Raw genomic sequence first — 20073 nt, 5'->3', positions numbered from 1 at the left:
AAACACCGGGCCTTAAGAATAAATTTGTTCAGGCGAGACGATTGCCCGGGATAAACCATTCACGACGGGAATTTAACAGATCCTGAGCGCTCATGGCTTTCTTACCGGCCGGTTGTAGCGATTCAAGATTCAGGATCCCTTCCGCAGTCGCCACCTGAATACCGTTCTTGCTGGCATCTATAATCGTACCGGGTTCGGCTGTGGTATTACCGCTAATGACGGAGGCCTTCCAGATCTTCACTGGCTGCCCATCAATCTCCATCCAGCTCATCGGCCACGGATTAAAGGCGCGAATGCAGCGTTCAAGTTGAGCGGCTGACAGGGACCAGTCCATCCTCGCTTCTTCTTTGCTCAGTTTTTCGGCATAAGTCACCCGCGCATCATCCTGAACTTCAGGTTTCGCCGTATTGTCAGCAAGCTGCTGGAGCGTCTCGATGAGTCCTTGCGTGCCGAGTTCTGCCAGTTTGTCATACAGCGTGGCGCTGGTGTCGTCTGACGTAATAGGGCAGGCCAGTTTATACAGCATATCGCCGGTGTCTAAACCTACATCCATCTTCATGATGGTAACGCCTGTTTCAGCATCACCTGCCCACAGGGAGCGCTGGATAGGTGCTGCACCACGCCAGCGCGGGAGCAGAGACCCATGCACGTTGATGCAACCCAGGCGAGGCATATCAAGCACAGCTTTCGGCAAAATTAAACCGTAAGCCACCACCACCATCACATCGGCATTCAGGTCAGCAACCAGCTGCTGATTTTCCTGCGGCCGTAACGATGCGGGCTGGAAAACGGGTAGACCATGCTCTTCTGCCAACACTTTTACCGGGCTTGGCATCAGTTTTTTACCGCGGCCAGCCGGACGGTCCGGCTGGGTAAAGACGCCAACAACCTGGTGACCAGAAGATAACAGCGCGTCAAGATGACGCGCTGCAAAATCAGGAGTTCCCGCGAAGATAATACGTAGTGTTTTAGACACGATGATCCTTGTATCCGGGGGGACGTTATGCGCGAGAACGCAAACGATCCAGTTTCTCTACTTTCTGACGAATACGCTGCTGTTTCAGCGGCGAGAGATAATCGATAAACAGTTTACCGACCAGGTGATCCATCTCATGCTGAATACAAATTGCCAGCAGGTCGTCTGCTTCCAGTTCGAACGGATTACCGTCACGATCCAGAGCGCGAATCTTCACTTTTTCGGCACGCGGCACTAAAGCACGCTGTTCAGGAATGGACAGACAGCCTTCCTCAATACCGGTTTCGCCACTCTTTTCGAGCAACTCAGGGTTGATCAGCACCAGGCGGCCATCGCGATTTTCAGAAACATCAATCACGATAATACGCTTGTGAATGTCCACCTGCGTCGCCGCCAGGCCAATGCCCTCTTCGGCGTACATGGTATCGAACATATCATCAACGATACGCTGGATTTCTGCATTCACTTCTTTGACCGGTTCAGCGACGATGCGAAGGCGCTCGTCCGGAATATGTAACACTTGCAAAACTGCCATAAATTTCCAGAGTCGTGTTCAGGAGTTGATAAGAATACTCTCTCTATTCTAGACAAAACCCCCATCGATTGACAGCATCAGTGACCAATCGCAATGATTGCGCAGGCCGCTTATGGCAGGGGAAAGGATGACGTCTACCGAGATATGGCTACGGCTAATACACACAGGTTCTCTGTATGGTGATGTAATGCTCAAAGCGGCTGCACAATTGCAGAAGCTGGAACGCATCGATGCTCTTGTCGTCAGAAACGCCGGGCTGACGGTAAAGCAGGCTGAACGGTTCTTTGCTCCAGATGAAAGTGAGCTGGAGCGTAGCCTGATATGGCTTGAGCAGCCGGGAAATCATTTATTGACGGCCAACCATCCGCTTTATCCCCCTTTACTCCGCGCGATTCCTGATTATCCCGGGGCGTTATTCATAAAAGGTAACCCTGAGACGCTTAATGCTGTTCAACTGGCGGTCGTCGGTAGCCGTTCGCCATCATGGTACGGCGAGCGATGGGGGAAGATTCTCTGTGAACAGCTTTCACAAACTGGTTTTACGATTACCAGCGGGCTGGCCTGCGGTATTGACGGCGTTGCCCACAGCGCGGCGCTGTCAGTAAAAGGGCGAAGTGTAGCGGTGCTGGGGAACGGACTGTTTAGCATTTATCCCCGCCGACATCAGGCATTGGCGATGCGGATTATCGAGTCTGACGGCGCGATAGTGTCTGAGTTTCCTCTTTCTGCACAGCCCAGGCCAGCAAACTTTCCCCGTCGTAATCGAATTATCAGCGGTCTGAGCCAGGGCGTGCTGGTGGTTGAAGCGGCGCGGCGAAGCGGTTCACTGGTCACGGCGCGATGCGCGCTCGAACAGGGGCGTGAGATTTTTGCCTTGCCCGGCCCGATAGGTAACCCCGGATGCGAGGGGCCGCACTGGCTGATTAAGCAGGGGGCGACACCGGTAACGGAAGTCGGAGACATACTTGAAAATTTGCAATATGGGCTGCAATGGCTGCAGGAAGATCCCGAAAAGCGACATTATTCATCAGATCAGGGAAAGGTGGCATTGCCATTTCCCAAGCTCCTGGCTAACGTAGGAGATGAGGTAACACCTGTTGACGTTGTCGCTGAACGTGCCGGCCAACCTGTGCCAGTAACGGTAGCACAGCTACTCGAACTGGAGTTAGCAGGGTGGATCGCAGCTGTACCCGGCGGCTATGTCCGATTAAGGAGGGCATGCCATGTTCGACGTACTGATGTATTTGTTTGAGACTTACATCCATAACGAAGCAGAAATGCGAGTGGATCAGGACAAATTGACACAGGATCTTACCGATGCGGGGTTTGAGCGGGAAGATATCTATAATGCGTTGATGTGGCTGGAAAAACTGGCTGATTATCAGGAAGGCCTCGCCGAACCGATGCAGCTTGCTTCTGACCCATTGTCAGTACGCATTTATACCGCTGAAGAGTGTGAAAGGCTGGACGCCAGCTGCCGGGGGTTCATTTTATTCCTTGAGCAGATTCAGGTGCTAAACCTCGAAACGAGAGAAATGGTGATAGAGCGCGTCATGGCGTTGGATACTGCAGAATTTGAGCTGGAAGATCTCAAGTGGGTGATCCTGATGGTTCTGTTCAATATCCCGGGCTGTGAAAATGCCTATCAGCAAATGGAAGAATTACTCTTTGAAGTGAATGAAGGTATGCTGCATTAATTCAATGTGCAGCACCAAGAGTTGTTATGGCCAAATCAGCACTATTCACGGTGCATAAAAACGAGCCCTGCCCGCAGTGCGGGGCTGAACTTGTTATTCGGTCCGGGAAACACGGCCCGTTTCTCGGTTGTTCACACTATCCGGAATGTGATTATGTTCGTCCCCTAAAAAGCCAGGCGGATGGACATATCGTTAAAATTCTGGAGGGGCAGCTTTGCCCTCTCTGCGGTGGCGAATTAGCGCTGCGCCAGGGACGTTTCGGCATGTTTATTGGATGTAGCCGTTATCCGGAATGTGAACATACGGAACAAATTGATAAGCCTGATGAAACGGCTATTGCCTGTCCTCAATGCCAACGCGGACAACTGGTACAGCGTCGCTCTCGTTTTGGTAAGACCTTTCATTCCTGCGATCGCTACCCTGAATGCCAGTTCGTTATCAATTTCAAACCGGTAGCGGGCGTCTGCACCCATTGCAATTATCCGCTACTTATCGAGAAGAAAACGGCGCAAGGTATGAAACGCTTCTGTGCCAGTAAACAATGTGGAAAGCCAGTTTTGGCGGATCAAAACAGTGAATAATAACCTGCAATCAGGCTCCATTGCGCATATGGTGGATGTCCTGAAAAACGAAGAAGTCATCGCCTATCCAACCGAAGCTGTTTTTGGGGTCGGTTGCGATCCCGACAGCGAGACGGCCGTGAGCCGCCTGCTTACCTTAAAACAAAGACCCGTTGAGAAAGGGCTGATTTTGATCGCTGCGAATTATGAGCAGCTTAAACCCTATATTGATGACTCTATGCTGACGCCTGCGCAGCGCGAGACGATCTTTTCCGCGTGGCCTGGTCCAGTGACCTTCGTCTTCCCGGCGCAGCCGGCAACGCCACGCTGGTTAACCGGACGCTTTGATTCACTTGCGGTTCGCGTAACTGACCATCCGCTGGTGGTAGAGCTTTGCCTGGCATATGGCAAACCGCTGGTTTCAACCAGCGCCAACCTGACAGGGTTGCCTCCTTGTCGCACAACCGATGAGGTGCTGGCGCAATTCGGAAATGACTTCCCTGTCGCTGTCGGTGAAACGGGAGGGCGCCAGAATCCGTCCGAAATTCGTGACGCTTTGACCGGCGAACGTTTTCGCCAGGGGTAATCTCATGGAAACCTATGCTGTTTTTGGTAATCCAATTGCGCACAGCAAATCACCGTTGATCCATCAGTACTTTGCGGAGCAGCTGCAGATAAATCATCCCTATGGTCGTGTACTGGCACCGGTGGATGCATTTATTGCAACGCTGGAGGCCTTTTTCGCCGCGGGCGGTAAAGGCGCGAATGTGACGGTTCCTTTTAAAGAGGAAGCTTTCGAGCGTGCGGATGAGCTGACCGAGCGCGCTTCACTTGCTGGTGCAGTAAATACCTTAAAACGGCTTGAGGATGGCCGTCTTCTGGGTGATAACACTGACGGAATTGGTTTACTTAGCGATCTGGAAAGACTCTCCTTTATCAAGCCCGGATTCCGGGTCCTGCTGATTGGTGCGGGTGGCGCATCGCGGGGAGTCCTTTTGCCTCTGCTTTCGCTGGACTGTGCGGTAACCATAACCAACAGAACTTTTTCCCGGGCAGAAGCGCTGGCGGCGTTGTTTGCACATACCGGTAGCGTGAGTGCGGTAGCACTTGATGATCTTGAGAATCGTGAATTCGATCTTGTCATCAATGCCACGTCCAGCGGCATAAATGGCGAGAGCCCGGCGATCCCCGCTTCGTTGGTAAATGCTCATAGGTACTTCTATGACATGTTTTATCAGAAAGGGAAGACCCCTTTCCTGAGCTGGTGTGAACAACACGGTGCGAAGCATGTAGCGGATGGACTGGGAATGCTGGTGGGGCAGGCTGCGCATGCGGTGCTGCTCTGGCATGGCGTGTTGCCTGCAGTCGAGCCGGTCATTGAAAAGTTAAAGCAGGAGCTTTCGGCGTGAATCAGGCTATACACTTCCCGGACAGAGAGAACTGGGAGGAGAGTAAACAAGCGGTCTGTTTCCCGGTGCTGGTACAGGGCATGCAGCTTACCTGTGCCATTTTGGGGGAAACGCTGTTGCGCCGTTTTGGCGGCTCTGATCCGATAGCGGTATTTTGTGAAAATCGCTGGGATCTGGAAGAGGAAGCCAGCGATTTAATCCGTGAACAGCAGGAGGACGATCAGGGCTGGGTTTGGTTGTCCTGATTCAGATAGTCATTCTTCCATTTAACGTAGTTGTTCGCTGAGTATTTTAATCCTTCGATCTCTGCCTCCTTCAGGGGGCGGATCTGTTTTACCGGGCTTCCCAGATAGAGATAACCGCTCTCGAGTCTTTTGTTTTGCGGGACAAGGCTACCGGCACCAATCATGACGTCATCTTCTACTATGACGCCATCCAGCAAAATCGACCCCATGCCAACGAGTACCCGGTTTCCGATAGTGCAGCCGTGAAGCATCACTTTATGGCCGACGGTAACATCTTCTCCAATGATGAGCGGATTACCTTCCGGGTTATAAGAGGATTTGTGGGTGACATGCAGAACACTACCGTCCTGAATATTCGTACGTGCGCCAATCGACACATAGTTAACATCTCCCCTGATGGCGACTAGCGGCCAGATACTGACGTCATCGGCCATTCGGACATCGCCAATGACCACGCTACTGGCATCGATCATCACGCGATCGCCTTTTTGGGGGAACAGATCTTTATACGGACGTAATACTGCGGGCATATCTACCTCTAATGATGAGCGCTATACAGAAGACTGTGATCATATTATTGGATCGAGGCAAGGCAAAATACGTCAATATTTAAGCAAATCGGGCGGGATTTCAGCGAAAAGCGCGGAAAATCAGCAGTCGGAAAAAAAGATCTAAAAAATACTTGTGCTAAAAATTGGGATCCCTATAATGCGCCTCCATCGACACGGCGGATGTGAATCACTTCACAAACAACCCGGTCGGTTGAAGAGAAAAAATCCTGAAATAACGGGTTGACTCTGAAAGAGGAAAGCGTAATATACGCCACCTCGCAACGGTGAGCTGAAAGCCGCGTTGCAACTGCTCTTTAACAATTTATCAGACAATCTGTGTGGGCACTCAAAGTGACATGGATTCTTAATGTCTTCGGACAATAAATGAATACCAAGTCTCTGAGTGAACATACGTAATTCATTACGAAGTTTAATTCACGAGCATCAAACTTAAATTGAAGAGTTTGATCATGGCTCAGATTGAACGCTGGCGGCAGGCCTAACACATGCAAGTCGAGCGGTAACACAGGGAGCTTGCTCTCGGGTGACGAGCGGCGGACGGGTGAGTAATGTCTGGGAAACTGCCTGATGGAGGGGGATAACTACTGGAAACGGTAGCTAATACCGCATAACGTCGCAAGACCAAAGAGGGGGACCTTCGGGCCTCTTGCCATCAGATGTGCCCAGATGGGATTAGCTAGTAGGTGGGGTAACGGCTCACCTAGGCGACGATCCCTAGCTGGTCTGAGAGGATGACCAGCCACACTGGAACTGAGACACGGTCCAGACTCCTACGGGAGGCAGCAGTGGGGAATATTGCACAATGGGCGCAAGCCTGATGCAGCCATGCCGCGTGTATGAAGAAGGCCTTCGGGTTGTAAAGTACTTTCAGCGGGGAGGAAGGTGTTGAGGTTAATAACCTCAGCAATTGACGTTACCCGCAGAAGAAGCACCGGCTAACTCCGTGCCAGCAGCCGCGGTAATACGGAGGGTGCAAGCGTTAATCGGAATTACTGGGCGTAAAGCGCACGCAGGCGGTCTGTCAAGTCGGATGTGAAATCCCCGGGCTCAACCTGGGAACTGCATTCGAAACTGGCAGGCTAGAGTCTTGTAGAGGGGGGTAGAATTCCAGGTGTAGCGGTGAAATGCGTAGAGATCTGGAGGAATACCGGTGGCGAAGGCGGCCCCCTGGACAAAGACTGACGCTCAGGTGCGAAAGCGTGGGGAGCAAACAGGATTAGATACCCTGGTAGTCCACGCCGTAAACGATGTCGACTTGGAGGTTGTGCCCTTGAGGCGTGGCTTCCGGAGCTAACGCGTTAAGTCGACCGCCTGGGGAGTACGGCCGCAAGGTTAAAACTCAAATGAATTGACGGGGGCCCGCACAAGCGGTGGAGCATGTGGTTTAATTCGATGCAACGCGAAGAACCTTACCTACTCTTGACATCCAGAGAACTTTCCAGAGATGGATTGGTGCCTTCGGGAACTCTGAGACAGGTGCTGCATGGCTGTCGTCAGCTCGTGTTGTGAAATGTTGGGTTAAGTCCCGCAACGAGCGCAACCCTTATCCTTTGTTGCCAGCGGTCCGGCCGGGAACTCAAAGGAGACTGCCAGTGATAAACTGGAGGAAGGTGGGGATGACGTCAAGTCATCATGGCCCTTACGAGTAGGGCTACACACGTGCTACAATGGCGCATACAAAGAGAAGCGACCTCGCGAGAGCAAGCGGACCTCATAAAGTGCGTCGTAGTCCGGATTGGAGTCTGCAACTCGACTCCATGAAGTCGGAATCGCTAGTAATCGTAGATCAGAATGCTACGGTGAATACGTTCCCGGGCCTTGTACACACCGCCCGTCACACCATGGGAGTGGGTTGCAAAAGAAGTAGGTAGCTTAACCTTCGGGAGGGCGCTTACCACTTTGTGATTCATGACTGGGGTGAAGTCGTAACAAGGTAACCGTAGGGGAACCTGCGGTTGGATCACCTCCTTACCTTAAAGAACCTGCCTTTGTAGTGCTCACACAGATTGTCTGATGAAAAGTAAATAGCAAGGCGTCTTGCGATTGAGACTTCAGTGTCCCCTTCGTCTAGAGGCCCAGGACACCGCCCTTTCACGGCGGTAACAGGGGTTCGAATCCCCTAGGGGACGCCACTTGCTGGTTCGTGAGTGAAAGTCACCTGCCTTAATATCTCAAAACTCATCTTCGGGTGACGTTTGAGATATTTGCTCTTTAAAAATCTGGATCAAGCTGAAAATTGAAACGACACATCTTAATGGTGTGTTCGAGTCTCTCAAATTTTCGCAATTTGATGGTGAATCGAAAGAAACATCTTCGGGTTGTGAGGTTAAGCGACTAAGCGTACACGGTGGATGCCCTGGCAGTCAGAGGCGATGAAGGACGTGCTAATCTGCGAAAAGCGCCGGCGAGGTGATATGAACCTTTGACCCGGCGATGTCCGAATGGGGAAACCCAGTGCAATTCGTTGCACTATCGTTAACTGAATACATAGGTTAACGAGGCGAACCGGGGGAACTGAAACATCTAAGTACCCCGAGGAAAAGAAATCAACCGAGATTCCCCCAGTAGCGGCGAGCGAACGGGGAGCAGCCCAGAGTCTGAATCAGCTTGTGTGTTAGTGGAACGGTCTGGAAAGTCCGGCGATACAGGGTGACAGCCCCGTACACGAAAGCACACAGGTTGTGAACTCGAAGAGTAGGGCGGGACACGTGGTATCCTGTCTGAATATGGGGGGACCATCCTCCAAGGCTAAATACTCCTGACTGACCGATAGTGAACCAGTACCGTGAGGGAAAGGCGAAAAGAACCCAGGCGAGGGGAGTGAAAAAGAACCTGAAACCGTGTACGTACAAGCAGTGGGAGCACCTTCGTGGTGTGACTGCGTACCTTTTGTATAATGGGTCAGCGACTTATATTCTGTAGCAAGGTTAACCGTATAGGGGAGCCGAAGGGAAACCGAGTCTTAACTGGGCGTTAAGTTGCAGGGTATAGACCCGAAACCCGGTGATCTAGCCATGGGCAGGTTGAAGGTTGGGTAACACTAACTGGAGGACCGAACCGACTAATGTTGAAAAATTAGCGGATGACTTGTGGCTGGGGGTGAAAGGCCAATCAAACCGGGAGATAGCTGGTTCTCCCCGAAAGCTATTTAGGTAGCGCCTCGTGAATTCATCTTCGGGGGTAGAGCACTGTTTCGGCTAGGGGGCCATCCCGGCTTACCAACCCGATGCAAACTACGAATACCGAAGAATGTTATCACGGGAGACACACGGCGGGTGCTAACGTCCGTCGTGAAGAGGGAAACAACCCAGACCGCCAGCTAAGGTCCCAAAGTCATGGTTAAGTGGGAAACGATGTGGGAAGGCACAGACAGCCAGGATGTTGGCTTAGAAGCAGCCATCATTTAAAGAAAGCGTAATAGCTCACTGGTCGAGTCGGCCTGCGCGGAAGATGTAACGGGGCTAAACCATGCACCGAAGCTGCGGCAGCGACGCTTATGCGTTGTTGGGTAGGGGAGCGTTCTGTAAGCCGTTGAAGGTGTGCTGTGAGGCATGCTGGAGGTATCAGAAGTGCGAATGCTGACATAAGTAACGATAAAGCGGGTGAAAAGCCCGCTCGCCGGAAGACCAAGGGTTCCTGTCCAACGTTAATCGGGGCAGGGTGAGTCGACCCCTAAGGCGAGGCCGAAAGGCGTAGTCGATGGGAAACAGGTTAATATTCCTGTACTTGGTGTTACTGCGAAGGGGGGACGGAGAAGGCTATGTTAGCCGGGCGACGGTTGTCCCGGTTTAAGCATGTAGGCGGAACGATTAGGTAAATCCGGTCGTTTATTAACGCTGAGGTGTGATGACGAGGCACTACGGTGCTGAAGTAACAAATGCCCTGCTTCCAGGAAAAGCCTCTAAGCATCAGGTAACATCAAATCGTACCCCAAACCGACACAGGTGGTCAGGTAGAGAATACCAAGGCGCTTGAGAGAACTCGGGTGAAGGAACTAGGCAAAATGGTGCCGTAACTTCGGGAGAAGGCACGCTGATATGTAGGTGAAGCCCCTGCGGGTGGAGCTGAAATCAGTCGAAGATACCAGCTGGCTGCAACTGTTTATTAAAAACACAGCACTGTGCAAACACGAAAGTGGACGTATACGGTGTGACGCCTGCCCGGTGCCGGAAGGTTAATTGATGGGGTTAGCGGCAACGCGAAGCTCTTGATCGAAGCCCCGGTAAACGGCGGCCGTAACTATAACGGTCCTAAGGTAGCGAAATTCCTTGTCGGGTAAGTTCCGACCTGCACGAATGGCGTAATGATGGCCAGGCTGTCTCCACCCGAGACTCAGTGAAATTGAACTCGCTGTGAAGATGCAGTGTACCCGCGGCAAGACGGAAAGACCCCGTGAACCTTTACTATAGCTTGACACTGAACACTGGTCCTTGATGTGTAGGATAGGTGGGAGGCTTTGAAGCGTGGACGCCAGTCTGCGTGGAGCCGCCCTTGAAATACCACCCTTTAATGGCTGGTGTTCTAACGTAGACCCGTGATCCGGGTTGCGGACAGTGTCTGGTGGGTAGTTTGACTGGGGCGGTCTCCTCCCAAAGAGTAACGGAGGAGCACGAAGGTTAGCTAATCCTGGTCGGACATCAGGAGGTTAGTGCAATGGCATAAGCTAGCTTGACTGCGAGAGTGACGGCTCGAGCAGGTGCGAAAGCAGGTCATAGTGATCCGGTGGTTCTGAATGGAAGGGCCATCGCTCAACGGATAAAAGGTACTCCGGGGATAACAGGCTGATACCGCCCAAGAGTTCATATCGACGGCGGTGTTTGGCACCTCGATGTCGGCTCATCACATCCTGGGGCTGAAGTAGGTCCCAAGGGTATGGCTGTTCGCCATTTAAAGTGGTACGCGAGCTGGGTTTAGAACGTCGTGAGACAGTTCGGTCCCTATCTGCCGTGGGCGCTGGAGAATTGAGGGGGGCTGCTCCTAGTACGAGAGGACCGGAGTGGACGCATCACTGGTGTTCGGGTTGTCATGCCAATGGCACTGCCCGGTAGCTAAATGCGGAAAAGATAAGTGCTGAAAGCATCTAAGCACGAAACTTGCCCCGAGATGAGTTCTCCCTGACTCCTTGAGAGTCCTGAAGGAACGTTGAAGACTACGACGTTGATAGGTCGGGTGTGTAAGCGCAGCGATGCGTTGAGCTAACCGATACTAATGAACCGTGAGGCTTAACCTTACAACGCCGAAGCTGTTTCGGCGGTGAGAGACAGATATTTTCAGCTCTGATACAGATTAACAGAATTTGCCTGGCGGCTTTAGCGCGGTGGTCCCACCTGACCCCATGCCGAACTCAGAAGTGAAACGCCGTAGCGCCGATGGTAGTGTGGGGTCTCCCCATGTGAGAGTAGGGAACTGCCAGGCATCAAATTTAGCGTGCTGATATGGCTCAGTTGGTAGAGCGCACCCTTGGTAAGGGTGAGGTCCCCAGTTCGACTCTGGGTATCAGCACCACTTTATACTTAGGTTAAAGTTCGGCAAGAAGTAAAAGAATTTGTCTGGCGGCTTTAGCGCGGTGGTCCCACCTGACCCCATGCCGAACTCAGAAGTGAAACGCCGTAGCGCCGATGGTAGTGTGGGGTCTCCCCATGTGAGAGTAGGGAACTGCCAGACATCAAATAAGAAGAACCCCGTACCGTAAGGTGCGGGGTTTTTTGCTTTGTGCGGTCTGAAAAAGTCGGGTGGCGGCTTCGCCTTACCCGACCTACATAGCCCAGAGGCCCGGCAGTCAGCGCGCTACCGGGCAAAACAGCAGATTAATGAATCACCTGCGACAGGAAGGCTCGCGTACGTTCTGACTTCGGATGCGCAAAAAACTCATCCGGTGGCGCCTGCTCAACAATCTCTCCGCGGTCCATGAAGATCACCCGGTCTGCCACGGTTCTCGCGAATCCCATTTCATGCGTCACACACAGCATGGTCATGCCGGACTGTGCGAGCCCAATCATGGTGTCCAGAACCTCCTTCACCATTTCTGGATCGAGGGCAGATGTCGGTTCATCAAACAGCATAATTTTAGGTTTCATACACAGCGAGCGGGCGATAGCCACACGCTGCTGTTGGCCACCCGATATCTGGCCGGGAAATTTATTGGCATGCTCTGCAATGCGGACGCGTTCCAGGTAATGCATTGCCAGCGCTTCCGCTTCCTTTTTCGGCATCTTTCGTACCCAAATTGGCGCAAGCGTACAGTTCTGCAGAACGGTCAGGTGCGGAAACAGATTAAAGTGCTGAAATACCATTCCCACTTCCTGACGCACGCGTTCGATGTTGCGGATATCTTCATTTAGCTCAATACCATCAACCACAATGCGTCCTTGCTGATGTTCTTCAAGATGGTTAATGCAGCGAATGGTTGTGGATTTCCCGGATCCTGAAGGACCACAAAGGACGATACGTTCTCCCTGCTTTACCTTGAGATTGATGTCTTTCAGAACATGAAACTGTCCGTACCATTTATTCACGTTTTCCAGCGTAATCATCGCGTCGGCAGGTGTCATAGTAATTTGGCTCATAATTTCCTCAGTGCGGTGTACGCCCGGTGTTAAAGCGCTTTTCCAGGTGCTGGCTGTAGCGCGACATGCTAAAACAAAAGATCCAGTAGATCAGAGCTGCAAAGACATATCCCTCAGTGGACATACCCAGCCAGACAGGGTCAACGGTTGCCTGTTGCACGCTGCTAAAGAGATCGAATAATCCGATGATGATCACCAGGCTGGTATCTTTGAAGAGGGCAATGATCGTGTTGACCAGGCCCGGAATGACCAGCTTGAGTGCCTGGGGAAGAATGACCAGCCCCTGCGTTTTCCAGTAGCCGAGCGCCAGTGATTCCGCCGCTTCGTACTGGCCTTTAGGTAACGCCTGCAAACCACCTCGCACAACTTCAGCGACATAGGCGGACTGGAAGAGAATCACACCGACCAGGGCACGAATCAGCTTGTCTATCGTTGTACCTTCTGCCATAAACAGCGGCAGCATGACCGAAGACATAAACAGAACGGTGATAAGCGGTACGCCGCGCCAGAACTCAATGAAGATAACGGAGAGCACGCGTACGATCGGCATTTTTGAGCGCCGACCCAGGGCAAGTAAAATCCCCCACGGTAGAGCGCCGGCTATCCCCACTGAAGCGATAATTAACGTCAGCGTCAGACCGCCCCACTGGCGAGTTTCTACCCGTTCCAGCCCCAGAAAACCGCCATACAGCAGCACCCAGACAATAACGGGATAAACCACTGCCCAGCCGGCAATGTAGCGTCCACGATGAGGCAGCTTTTTCCAGAACATGACCGCGACAGAGAGCAGGCCGATAACCAGCGCCAGATTAATCCGCCAGCGCTGTTCGTGCGGATACAACCCATACATGAACTGACCGAAGCGCTCGTGAATAAACACCCAGCAAGCGCCCGCTTTTGTACAGTCTGCTCGGGTTGAACCGACCCAGTTGGCCTGCAGAAACGCCCAGTTCAAAAGGGGCGGGATCAATTCCCACATCAGCCACAGACAGACAATCGTCAGCAGGCTGTTGCTCCAGCTGGAGAAGAGATTCTTACGCGCCCAGAGAATAAAACGTCCACCTGTCGAGTTGGCAGGGCGCGAGGAGTGCGACAGTATCGCTTTTGTCATCATAGATCCTTAGCGCTCGACCAGTGCTATACGACGGTTATAAAGGTTCATCAGCAATGAAATCACCAGGCTGATGATCAGATAGACAGACATTGTGATGGCGATAGTTTCAATGGCTTGCCCGGTCTGGTTAAGTACGGTTCCGGCGAAGAGTGACACCATATCGGGGTAGCCAATGGCAGCGGCCAGCGACGAGTTTTTGACGATGTTGAGATACTGGCTGGTCAGGGGCGGAATGATGACCCGTAAAGCCTGCGGAATGATGACCTGGCGAAGCGTCACGGTGTGGGGCAATCCCAGAGAGCGCGCTGCCTCGTGCTGTCCGTACGGTACGGCCTGGATCCCCGCACGGATAATCTCGGCGATAAACGCGGACGTATAAATCGACAGCGCCAGCGTCAGGGCTGCCAGCTCGGGAATTAATACCATTCCGCCCTGAAAGTTAAAGCCACGCAGATGCGGAATGTCCCAGTGCAGCGCGGCCCCAAACAGCCAGTGCGCCACTAGCGGCAGGCTGACGATCAGGACGACAGCCGTCGGCCAGGTCCTGCGAAGCTGGCCGGTTTTGACCTGATGCTTGCGGTTAAAACGAAATACCCCCGCAGAGAGAGCAAGCGCTATCACAATCGCGCCGATGAATGCGTACAGTCCTTCTCCAGGCTGAGGAGAAGGAATGGACAGCCCACGATTGCTCAGGAAAAACAGCTCAAACGCATCGACGGCCTGGCGAGGGCCGGGAAGGTTACGCAATACGGCGAAATACCAGAAGAAGATCTGCAGCAGCGGTGGGATGTTGCGGAACGTCTCGATATAAATGGTAGACAGTTTCCGCAGGAGCCAGTTTTCAGAAAGGCGTGCCAGACCAATGAAGAAGCCCAGTATCGACGCGAAGACAATACAAAGCGCCGATACCAACAGCGTATTCAATAAGCCGACCACGAACACGCGGCCGTAGGTGTCTCCTTCCTGGTAATCAATAAGGTGCTGAACAATGCCAAACCCCGCGCTGCGATCCAGAAACGCAAAACCGGAGGTAATGCCGCGGTTATTCAGGTTGGTGATCGTGTTATGGATGAGATACACGGCGATGAGAACAACCGCAACGATAGCAATAATCTGGAATAGCCAGGCGCGGACCGCGGGATGAGAAAAGGATAGCGATCCTTTTACGGCTGAGCGGCGATGGGACATAAAGAAACCTCAGTAACCATGACTCTGGAGTGGGCACTGCCTGAGCAGTGCCCGTTACAGCTATGACTTAACGTACTGGTGGTGCGTACTGAATACCGCCGTTATTCCAGAGATTGTTCTGGCCGCGTTTGATCTTCAGCGGGCTTTCCGATCCCACGTTGCGCTCAAAGATCTCGGAGTAGTTGCCCACCTGCTTGATGATGTTATAAGCCCACTTATTATCCAGCTTCAGATCCTTGCCGAAATCACCCTCTTTACCCAGCAGGTGTGCCATATCCGGGTTGGATGGATTCGCGGCTTTCTCATCAACGTTTTTCGAGTTAATGCCCATCTCTTCTGCGTTCAGCATGGCGAACAGCGTCCAGCGAACAATGGAGAACCAGTCTTCATCGCCGCGGCGCACCACGGGTCCGAGAGGTTCTTTGGAGATCACTTCAGGCAGGACAATCCACTCTGCCGGGTTACTCAGCTTAATACGTAAGGCATACAGCTGTGACTGGTCAGAGGCCAGCGTGTCACAACGACCGGATTCCAGCGCTTTAGCGGATTCATCCGAACGGTCGAATGTCACAGGAGTGTATTTCATGTTATTCGCTTTGAAATAATCCGCGACGTTCAGCTCGGTATCGGTGCCCGCCTGGATACAAACGGTCGCGCCATCCAGTTCTTTGGCGCTTTTCAGGCCAGCTTTATTGTGGGTAAGGAAACCGATGCCGTCATAATAGGTCACACCCGTAAATGACATCCCCATACCCGCATCACGGGAGGAGGTCCAGGTGGTATTACGGGAGAGCATGTCAACCTCGCCGGATTGCAGCGCCGTAAAACGTTCTTTCGCCGTCAGCGGGGTATATTTTACTTTGCTGTCATCACCAAAAACGGCGGCGGCGACGCCACGGCAGACATCCACATCAATACCGGTAAATTTGCCGTTCGCATCGGCATAAGAGAAGCCAGGCAAACCGTCACTGATACCGCATTGAACAAAACCTTTCTTTTTAACGGCATCCAGTGTCGTTCCAGCATGGGCTTGTCCGGCTACGGCAAACAACATGCCTGCAGCGGCCAGGCTGGCTATCATCGTCTTTTTCATAATGCATCCTGTGTGGCGAAATTTATCGTTATAGAGGCGCTTTTAAACGCTTTACCTGTCTGTGGCGTTGGCCAACGTTTATAAAGCAAACGTAATGCCAGTTTTGCGTTCGATAAAATAAGTGATGAGTGAACGCTTAATGCTGAGTGTAGACAGGCTTAAATAAAACGAGCGCCCCGAAACGGTGCGAAATTACAACCTGTGCCACAAATCGGAGCAAAAGTTTTAAGGACAGTCAGAGGAAAGGGAAAGATAGTTTCCAGAGTGAATATTGGCAGGGTATTCAATAGTATTAATGTGTGAAAATCATCACGATAGAATATGAAATTTAAAGAAGTATACGAAAAAGATGTGACTGGCTTCTGACTAAAATTAATTGCGTTAATAAATAGGGGGCTATTTTTTTACTTATTTAAAAATCCTGCACTCTTTAAAAGCAAAAGCGCGGCCAGAGCCGCGCTTTCTTAACAGATGTTACTTGGTCAGGGCAACGATACCCAGCGTCAAACCCGCCACTGCGGCAGCACCGCCGGCAATAGCACCCGCTGTTTCCCAGTTATCCTGGGTGGTGCCTTTCATACAGGTATTGGTATGAACCAGTCGGCCCTGGTCATCGTAAACCGGTACACATGGAGAGTCGTGCGCGCAACCAGCGAGCAGCGCAGCGAGTAGTGCAACGGAAATGAATCTTTTCATGATGTTACCTCAGTATTATTTCTCATCCGCTATAAAGCCAGGAGGGCTATTAACGAACTGATGGTTATTTTACCACCGGGGTAACTCCTCGTTACACGAGGAATAATCTCAAATTATGTAGTTTGTAAAAATCGTGGAGAAAAAGCGGTTTCAGGATGAATTAATGGAGAAATTATGAAGCTGCAAGAGGCTGTTTTTACTTAATGCAAACCATCGTATTTTTAACGCTGCTTTTGTGTAATACCTAATTCATTGTTTATGTTAAAAATAAAAAAGGCACCAGAGGTGCCTTTCAGGGAAAGATTAATCCTTATGGTTTGTAAACCGTCGCCGGACAACCACAAAGAAGACGGGTACGAAGAAAATCGCCAGAAGCGTTGCGGAAAGCATTCCTCCCATAACACCCGTACCGACGGCGTTTTGCGCGCCGCTCCCGGCCCCGGTGCTGATCACCAGCGGCATGACGCCAAGAATAAAGGCCAGGGACGTCATCAGGATAGGTCGAAGGCGCATCCTTGAGGCTTCCAGCGTGGCCTCAATAATACCTTTACCCTCTTTATCCATCAGGTCCTTAGCAAATTCGACGATCAGGATGGCATTTTTCGCCGATAAACCAATCGTCGTCAGCAGGCCGACCTGGAAATAAACGTCATTGTTTAACCCGCGCAATGATGCTGCGAGAAGCGCTCCGATGACGCCCAGCGGTACAACCAGCATGACAGAGAACGGAATGGACCAGCTTTCATACAGGGCTGCCAGGCACAGGAACACGACGATCAGTGAAATGGCGTATAGTGCTGGCGCCTGGTTACCCGAAAGCCGCTCCTGATAAGACATTCCTGTCCAGTCATAACCGATGCCGGAAGGCAGTTTTGCCGCGAGGTTTTCCATCATGACCATCGCCTCACCGGTACTTTTTCCAGGCGCTGATTCACCGAGGATCTCCATCGATGGCATTCCATTGTAGCGCTCCAGGCGAGGTGAACCATAAACCCAGTGAGCGTTGCTAAAGGCTGAGAACGGGACCATTTCCCCATTCGCGCTGCGCACGTAAAGGTTATTGATATCCTCCGGCAACATACGGAATTTTGCGTCGGCCTGGACGTAGACCTTTTTCACGCGACCGTGATCGATAAAGTCGTTCACATAGGTGCCACCTAAGGCCGTCGAGATCGTCTGGTTGACGTCAGAAAGACTGACGCCCAGCGCCTGCGCTTTCTCCTGATCGACATCGAGCTTGAACTGAGGAGTATCTTCCAGCCCGTTAGGACGCACGCGAACCAGAAGATCAGGATGCTCCTTCACCATGCCGAGCAGTTGGTTTCGCGCCTGAGTCAGCTGCGTATGCCCCAGGTTGGCCTGGTCAATCAACTCAAAGTCGAAGCCCGTAGCGGTACCCAGCTCAATAATTGCAGGCAGGTTAAACGGGAACACGAGTCCATCTTTAATCTGGCTGAAGGCTTTGGTCGCGCGACCGACAATGGCCTCGACGCCATTTTTCTCCCCCGGGCGCTCCTCCCAGGGCTTCAGGCTGACGAAGGCAATACCGGAGTTCTGACCCTGGCCGCTAAAGCTAAAGCCGTTAACGGTAAAGACAGATTCCACGTTCGCCTTTTCGTTGTTCAGATAGTAGTCCTGAACCTGGTCGAGTACCTGCTGAGTCCGCGTCTGGGTTGCACCTGCCGGGAGTTGAACCATCGTCATAAACACGCCCTGATCTTCCTCGGGCAGGAAGGAGGTGGGCAAGCGAAGGAAGAGCACCGCCATCCCGGCGACGATAATGACGTACACCACCAGATAGCGGCCGGTCTTGCGCAGAATACCGCTCACGCTGTTGCTGTAGTGCTCCACGCTCTTATCAAAGCGCGCATTAAACCAGCCAAAGAAGCCACCCTTCTTCTCGTGACGATCGTGGGATATGGGCTTAAGCAACGTTGCACAGAGTGCTGGCGTCAGGATCAGCGCCACCAGTACCGACAGCGCCATGGCGGAGACGATAGTCAGCGAAAACTGGCGATAGATAGCCCCCGTCGAACCGCCAAAAAAGGCCATCGGAATAAAGACCGCCGAGAGCACCATGGCGATCCCCACCAGGGCACCCTGGATCTGCTCCATCGACTTCTGCGTGGCCTCTTTCGGCGGCAGGTTGTCCTCGACCATGACGCGTTCAACGTTCTCAACGACCACGATAGCGTCATCAACCAGCAGGCCTATCGCCAACACCATACCGAACATCGTCAGGGTATTGATAGAGAAGCCGAACGCTGCCAGAACCGCGAAGGTGCCCAGCAGAACGACCGGCACCGCGATAGTCGGGATGAGCGTCGCCCGCAGGTTTTGCAGGAACAGGTACATCACCAGGAAGACGAGAACGATCGCTTCAAACAGGGTCTTCACCACTTCGTGGATGGAGATTTTCACAAAAGGTGTAGTGTCATAGGGATAGACTACTTTTAGCCCCTGCGGGAAGAACTGCTGCAGTTGCGCCAGTTTGCTCTTGATGGCTGCCGCCGTGTCCAGCGCATTTGCCCCGGTTGCCAGCTTAATCCCCAGGCCGGTTGCCGCCTGCCCGTTAATTTTGGTCACCATATTGTAGTTTTCGCCACCGAGCTCAATGCGAGCCACATCCTTCAGATGAACCATCGAGCCGTCCTGGTTCACCTTGAGGGTTACGCGGCCAAACTCTTCCGGTGATTTCAGGCGAGTTTGCGCGATGATCGAGGCATTCAACTGCTGCCCGGGAATGGACGGCGTTCCGCCCAGCTGGCCTGCCGCTATCTGGTCGTTCTGCGTTTTAAGCTGGTTGATAATATCCAGCGGCGTCAGCTGGTATTTGTTCATCGCGTTGCTGTCGAGCCAGATGCGCATCGCATACTGAGCGCCAAACAGCTGAACGTCACCGACGCCAGACGTTCGGCTGATAGCATCTTTGACGTTCGACGCGACATAGTCTGAGATGTCATTCTGCGAGAGGTTCTTGTTGTCTGAAACAAAGCCTGCGACCAGCAGAAAGCTGCTACTGGATTTCTCAACGCCAATTCCTTGCTGCTGAACTTCTTGCGGCAGCAACGGCATGGCGAGCTGCAGCTTGTTCTGAACCTGCACCTGGGCGATATCTGGATCGGTTCCTGACTCGAAGGTCAGGGTGATGGTGACGTTACCCGCTGAATCGCTGGTGGAGGACATATACATCAGGTTATCGATACCGTTCATGTTCTGTTCGATAACCTGGGTCACGGTATCCTGCACCGTTTGAGCATCCGCACCCGGGTAGGTTGCGGATATCGCCACGGCGGGAGGCGCAATGGTCGGATACTGTGCGACGGGAAGTTTGAGAATGGCCAGCCCGCCTGCAATCATTAAAATGATGGCAAGTACCCAGGCAAAAACCGGTCTCTGAATAAAGAAATTAGCCATGTCGT

The 20073-nt window shown here is 52.4% G+C and carries 15 protein-coding genes, 2 tRNA genes and 4 rRNA genes; 12 read left to right on the top strand and 9 right to left on the bottom strand.

Features of this window, described 5'->3' with window-relative positions; all coding sequences use genetic code 11:
- Positions 1-28 precede the first annotated feature (28 nt).
- Together fmt and def are read right to left on the bottom strand one after the other, a co-directional pair.
- Entirely contained in the window at positions 29-976 is a 948-nt protein-coding gene (gene fmt, locus ACWHWP_RS21675; RefSeq protein WP_447856373.1) for a methionyl-tRNA formyltransferase, read from the bottom strand.
- Positions 977-1001: 25 nt separating this feature from the next.
- Complete coding sequence (def, locus tag ACWHWP_RS21670; RefSeq protein ID WP_008503479.1) at positions 1002-1511, bottom strand: peptide deformylase; 510 nt, start codon at positions 1509-1511, stop codon at positions 1002-1004.
- Positions 1512-1638: 127 nt separating this feature from the next.
- Here def and dprA point away from each other — a divergent pair, with 127 nt between their 5' ends.
- From dprA to ACWHWP_RS21640, 6 genes are read left to right on the top strand one after another with little or no spacing between them, the layout of a single operon-like run.
- Positions 1639-2763, top strand: coding sequence for a DNA-protecting protein DprA (gene dprA / locus ACWHWP_RS21665; RefSeq protein WP_447856371.1), 1125 nt, complete (start codon positions 1639-1641; stop codon positions 2761-2763).
- A complete protein-coding gene (smg, locus tag ACWHWP_RS21660) occupies positions 2735-3208 on the top strand; it encodes a DUF494 family protein Smg (RefSeq protein ID WP_008503477.1) in 474 nt (157 codons plus the stop codon). The genes dprA and smg overlap by 29 nt, the downstream gene beginning before the upstream one ends.
- Positions 3209-3234: 26 nt before the next feature.
- Positions 3235-3789, top strand: coding sequence for a DNA topoisomerase family protein (locus tag ACWHWP_RS21655; protein ID WP_048339009.1), 555 nt, complete (start codon positions 3235-3237; stop codon positions 3787-3789).
- Complete coding sequence (tsaC, locus tag ACWHWP_RS21650) at positions 3782-4354, top strand: L-threonylcarbamoyladenylate synthase type 1 TsaC (protein ID WP_447856369.1); 573 nt, start codon at positions 3782-3784, stop codon at positions 4352-4354. The genes ACWHWP_RS21655 and tsaC overlap by 8 nt, the downstream gene beginning before the upstream one ends.
- A 4-nt stretch (positions 4355-4358) precedes the next feature.
- Positions 4359-5177: a shikimate dehydrogenase gene (gene aroE / locus ACWHWP_RS21645; RefSeq protein WP_447856367.1), complete on the top strand. Its 819-nt coding sequence runs from the start codon at positions 4359-4361 to the stop codon at positions 5175-5177.
- Positions 5174-5422, top strand: coding sequence for a DUF1488 domain-containing protein (locus ACWHWP_RS21640; RefSeq protein ID WP_447856365.1), 249 nt, complete (start codon positions 5174-5176; stop codon positions 5420-5422). The genes aroE and ACWHWP_RS21640 overlap by 4 nt, the downstream gene beginning before the upstream one ends.
- Here the strand turns inward: ACWHWP_RS21640 and ACWHWP_RS21635 are convergent.
- Positions 5398-5952, bottom strand: a complete 555-nt coding sequence (locus tag ACWHWP_RS21635; RefSeq protein WP_447856363.1) for a gamma carbonic anhydrase family protein — start codon at positions 5950-5952, stop codon at positions 5398-5400. The genes ACWHWP_RS21640 and ACWHWP_RS21635 overlap by 25 nt on opposite strands.
- 473 nt (positions 5953-6425) lie before the next feature.
- Here ACWHWP_RS21635 and ACWHWP_RS21630 point away from each other — a divergent pair.
- The 6 genes from ACWHWP_RS21630 (at position 6426) to rrf (ACWHWP_RS21605) (ending at position 11658) form a co-directional block, all read left to right on the top strand.
- Positions 6426-7965 (top strand): 16S ribosomal RNA (locus ACWHWP_RS21630).
- An 85-nt stretch (positions 7966-8050) separates the two neighbouring features.
- Positions 8051-8126, top strand: a tRNA-Glu gene (locus ACWHWP_RS21625).
- 192 nt (positions 8127-8318) lie between these two features.
- Positions 8319-11224 (top strand): 23S ribosomal RNA (locus tag ACWHWP_RS21620).
- Positions 11225-11293: 69 nt separating this feature from the next.
- Positions 11294-11409 (top strand): 5S ribosomal RNA (rrf, locus tag ACWHWP_RS21615).
- Between the two features lie 14 nt (positions 11410-11423).
- Positions 11424-11499, top strand: a tRNA-Thr gene (locus tag ACWHWP_RS21610).
- 43 nt (positions 11500-11542) lie between these two features.
- Positions 11543-11658: ribosomal RNA gene (rrf, locus tag ACWHWP_RS21605) — 5S ribosomal RNA — on the top strand.
- Together the 16S, 23S and 5S rRNA genes with 2 tRNA genes alongside form the textbook arrangement of a ribosomal RNA operon.
- Before the next feature lie 143 nt (positions 11659-11801).
- Here the strand turns inward: rrf (ACWHWP_RS21605) and ACWHWP_RS21600 are convergent.
- The 6 genes from ACWHWP_RS21600 to ACWHWP_RS21575 all read right to left on the bottom strand — a co-directional run bounded on the left by ACWHWP_RS21600 (position 11802) and on the right by ACWHWP_RS21575 (position 20068).
- Positions 11802-12560 carry an amino acid ABC transporter ATP-binding protein gene (locus ACWHWP_RS21600; RefSeq protein ID WP_014171880.1) on the bottom strand — a complete coding sequence of 253 codons (759 nt, stop codon included), beginning with the start codon at positions 12558-12560 and terminating at the stop codon, positions 11802-11804.
- A 7-nt stretch (positions 12561-12567) separates the two neighbouring features.
- On the bottom strand, positions 12568-13671 hold the full coding sequence (locus ACWHWP_RS21595; RefSeq protein ID WP_059312125.1) for an amino acid ABC transporter permease: 1104 nt from the start codon (positions 13669-13671) through the stop codon (positions 12568-12570).
- Between the two features lie 9 nt (positions 13672-13680).
- On the bottom strand, positions 13681-14862 hold the full coding sequence (locus tag ACWHWP_RS21590; RefSeq protein WP_059312126.1) for an amino acid ABC transporter permease: 1182 nt from the start codon (positions 14860-14862) through the stop codon (positions 13681-13683).
- Positions 14863-14929: 67 nt separating this feature from the next.
- On the bottom strand, positions 14930-15955 hold the full coding sequence (locus tag ACWHWP_RS21585; protein WP_063431964.1) for an amino acid ABC transporter substrate-binding protein: 1026 nt from the start codon (positions 15953-15955) through the stop codon (positions 14930-14932).
- Positions 15956-16429: 474 nt separating this feature from the next.
- Positions 16430-16651, bottom strand: coding sequence for a lipoprotein (locus tag ACWHWP_RS21580; RefSeq protein WP_008502867.1), 222 nt, complete (start codon positions 16649-16651; stop codon positions 16430-16432).
- A 303-nt stretch (positions 16652-16954) separates the two neighbouring features.
- Positions 16955-20068 (bottom strand): efflux RND transporter permease subunit, encoded by a 3114-nt coding sequence (locus ACWHWP_RS21575; protein ID WP_447856361.1) that lies wholly within the window; start codon positions 20066-20068, stop codon positions 16955-16957.
- Positions 20069-20073 lie beyond the last annotated feature (5 nt).

The sequence above is a fragment of the Enterobacter sp. WI-ESBL-E8 genome, from assembly GCF_053364895.1.
This window is presented reverse-complemented; position numbering and strand designations above follow the sequence as displayed.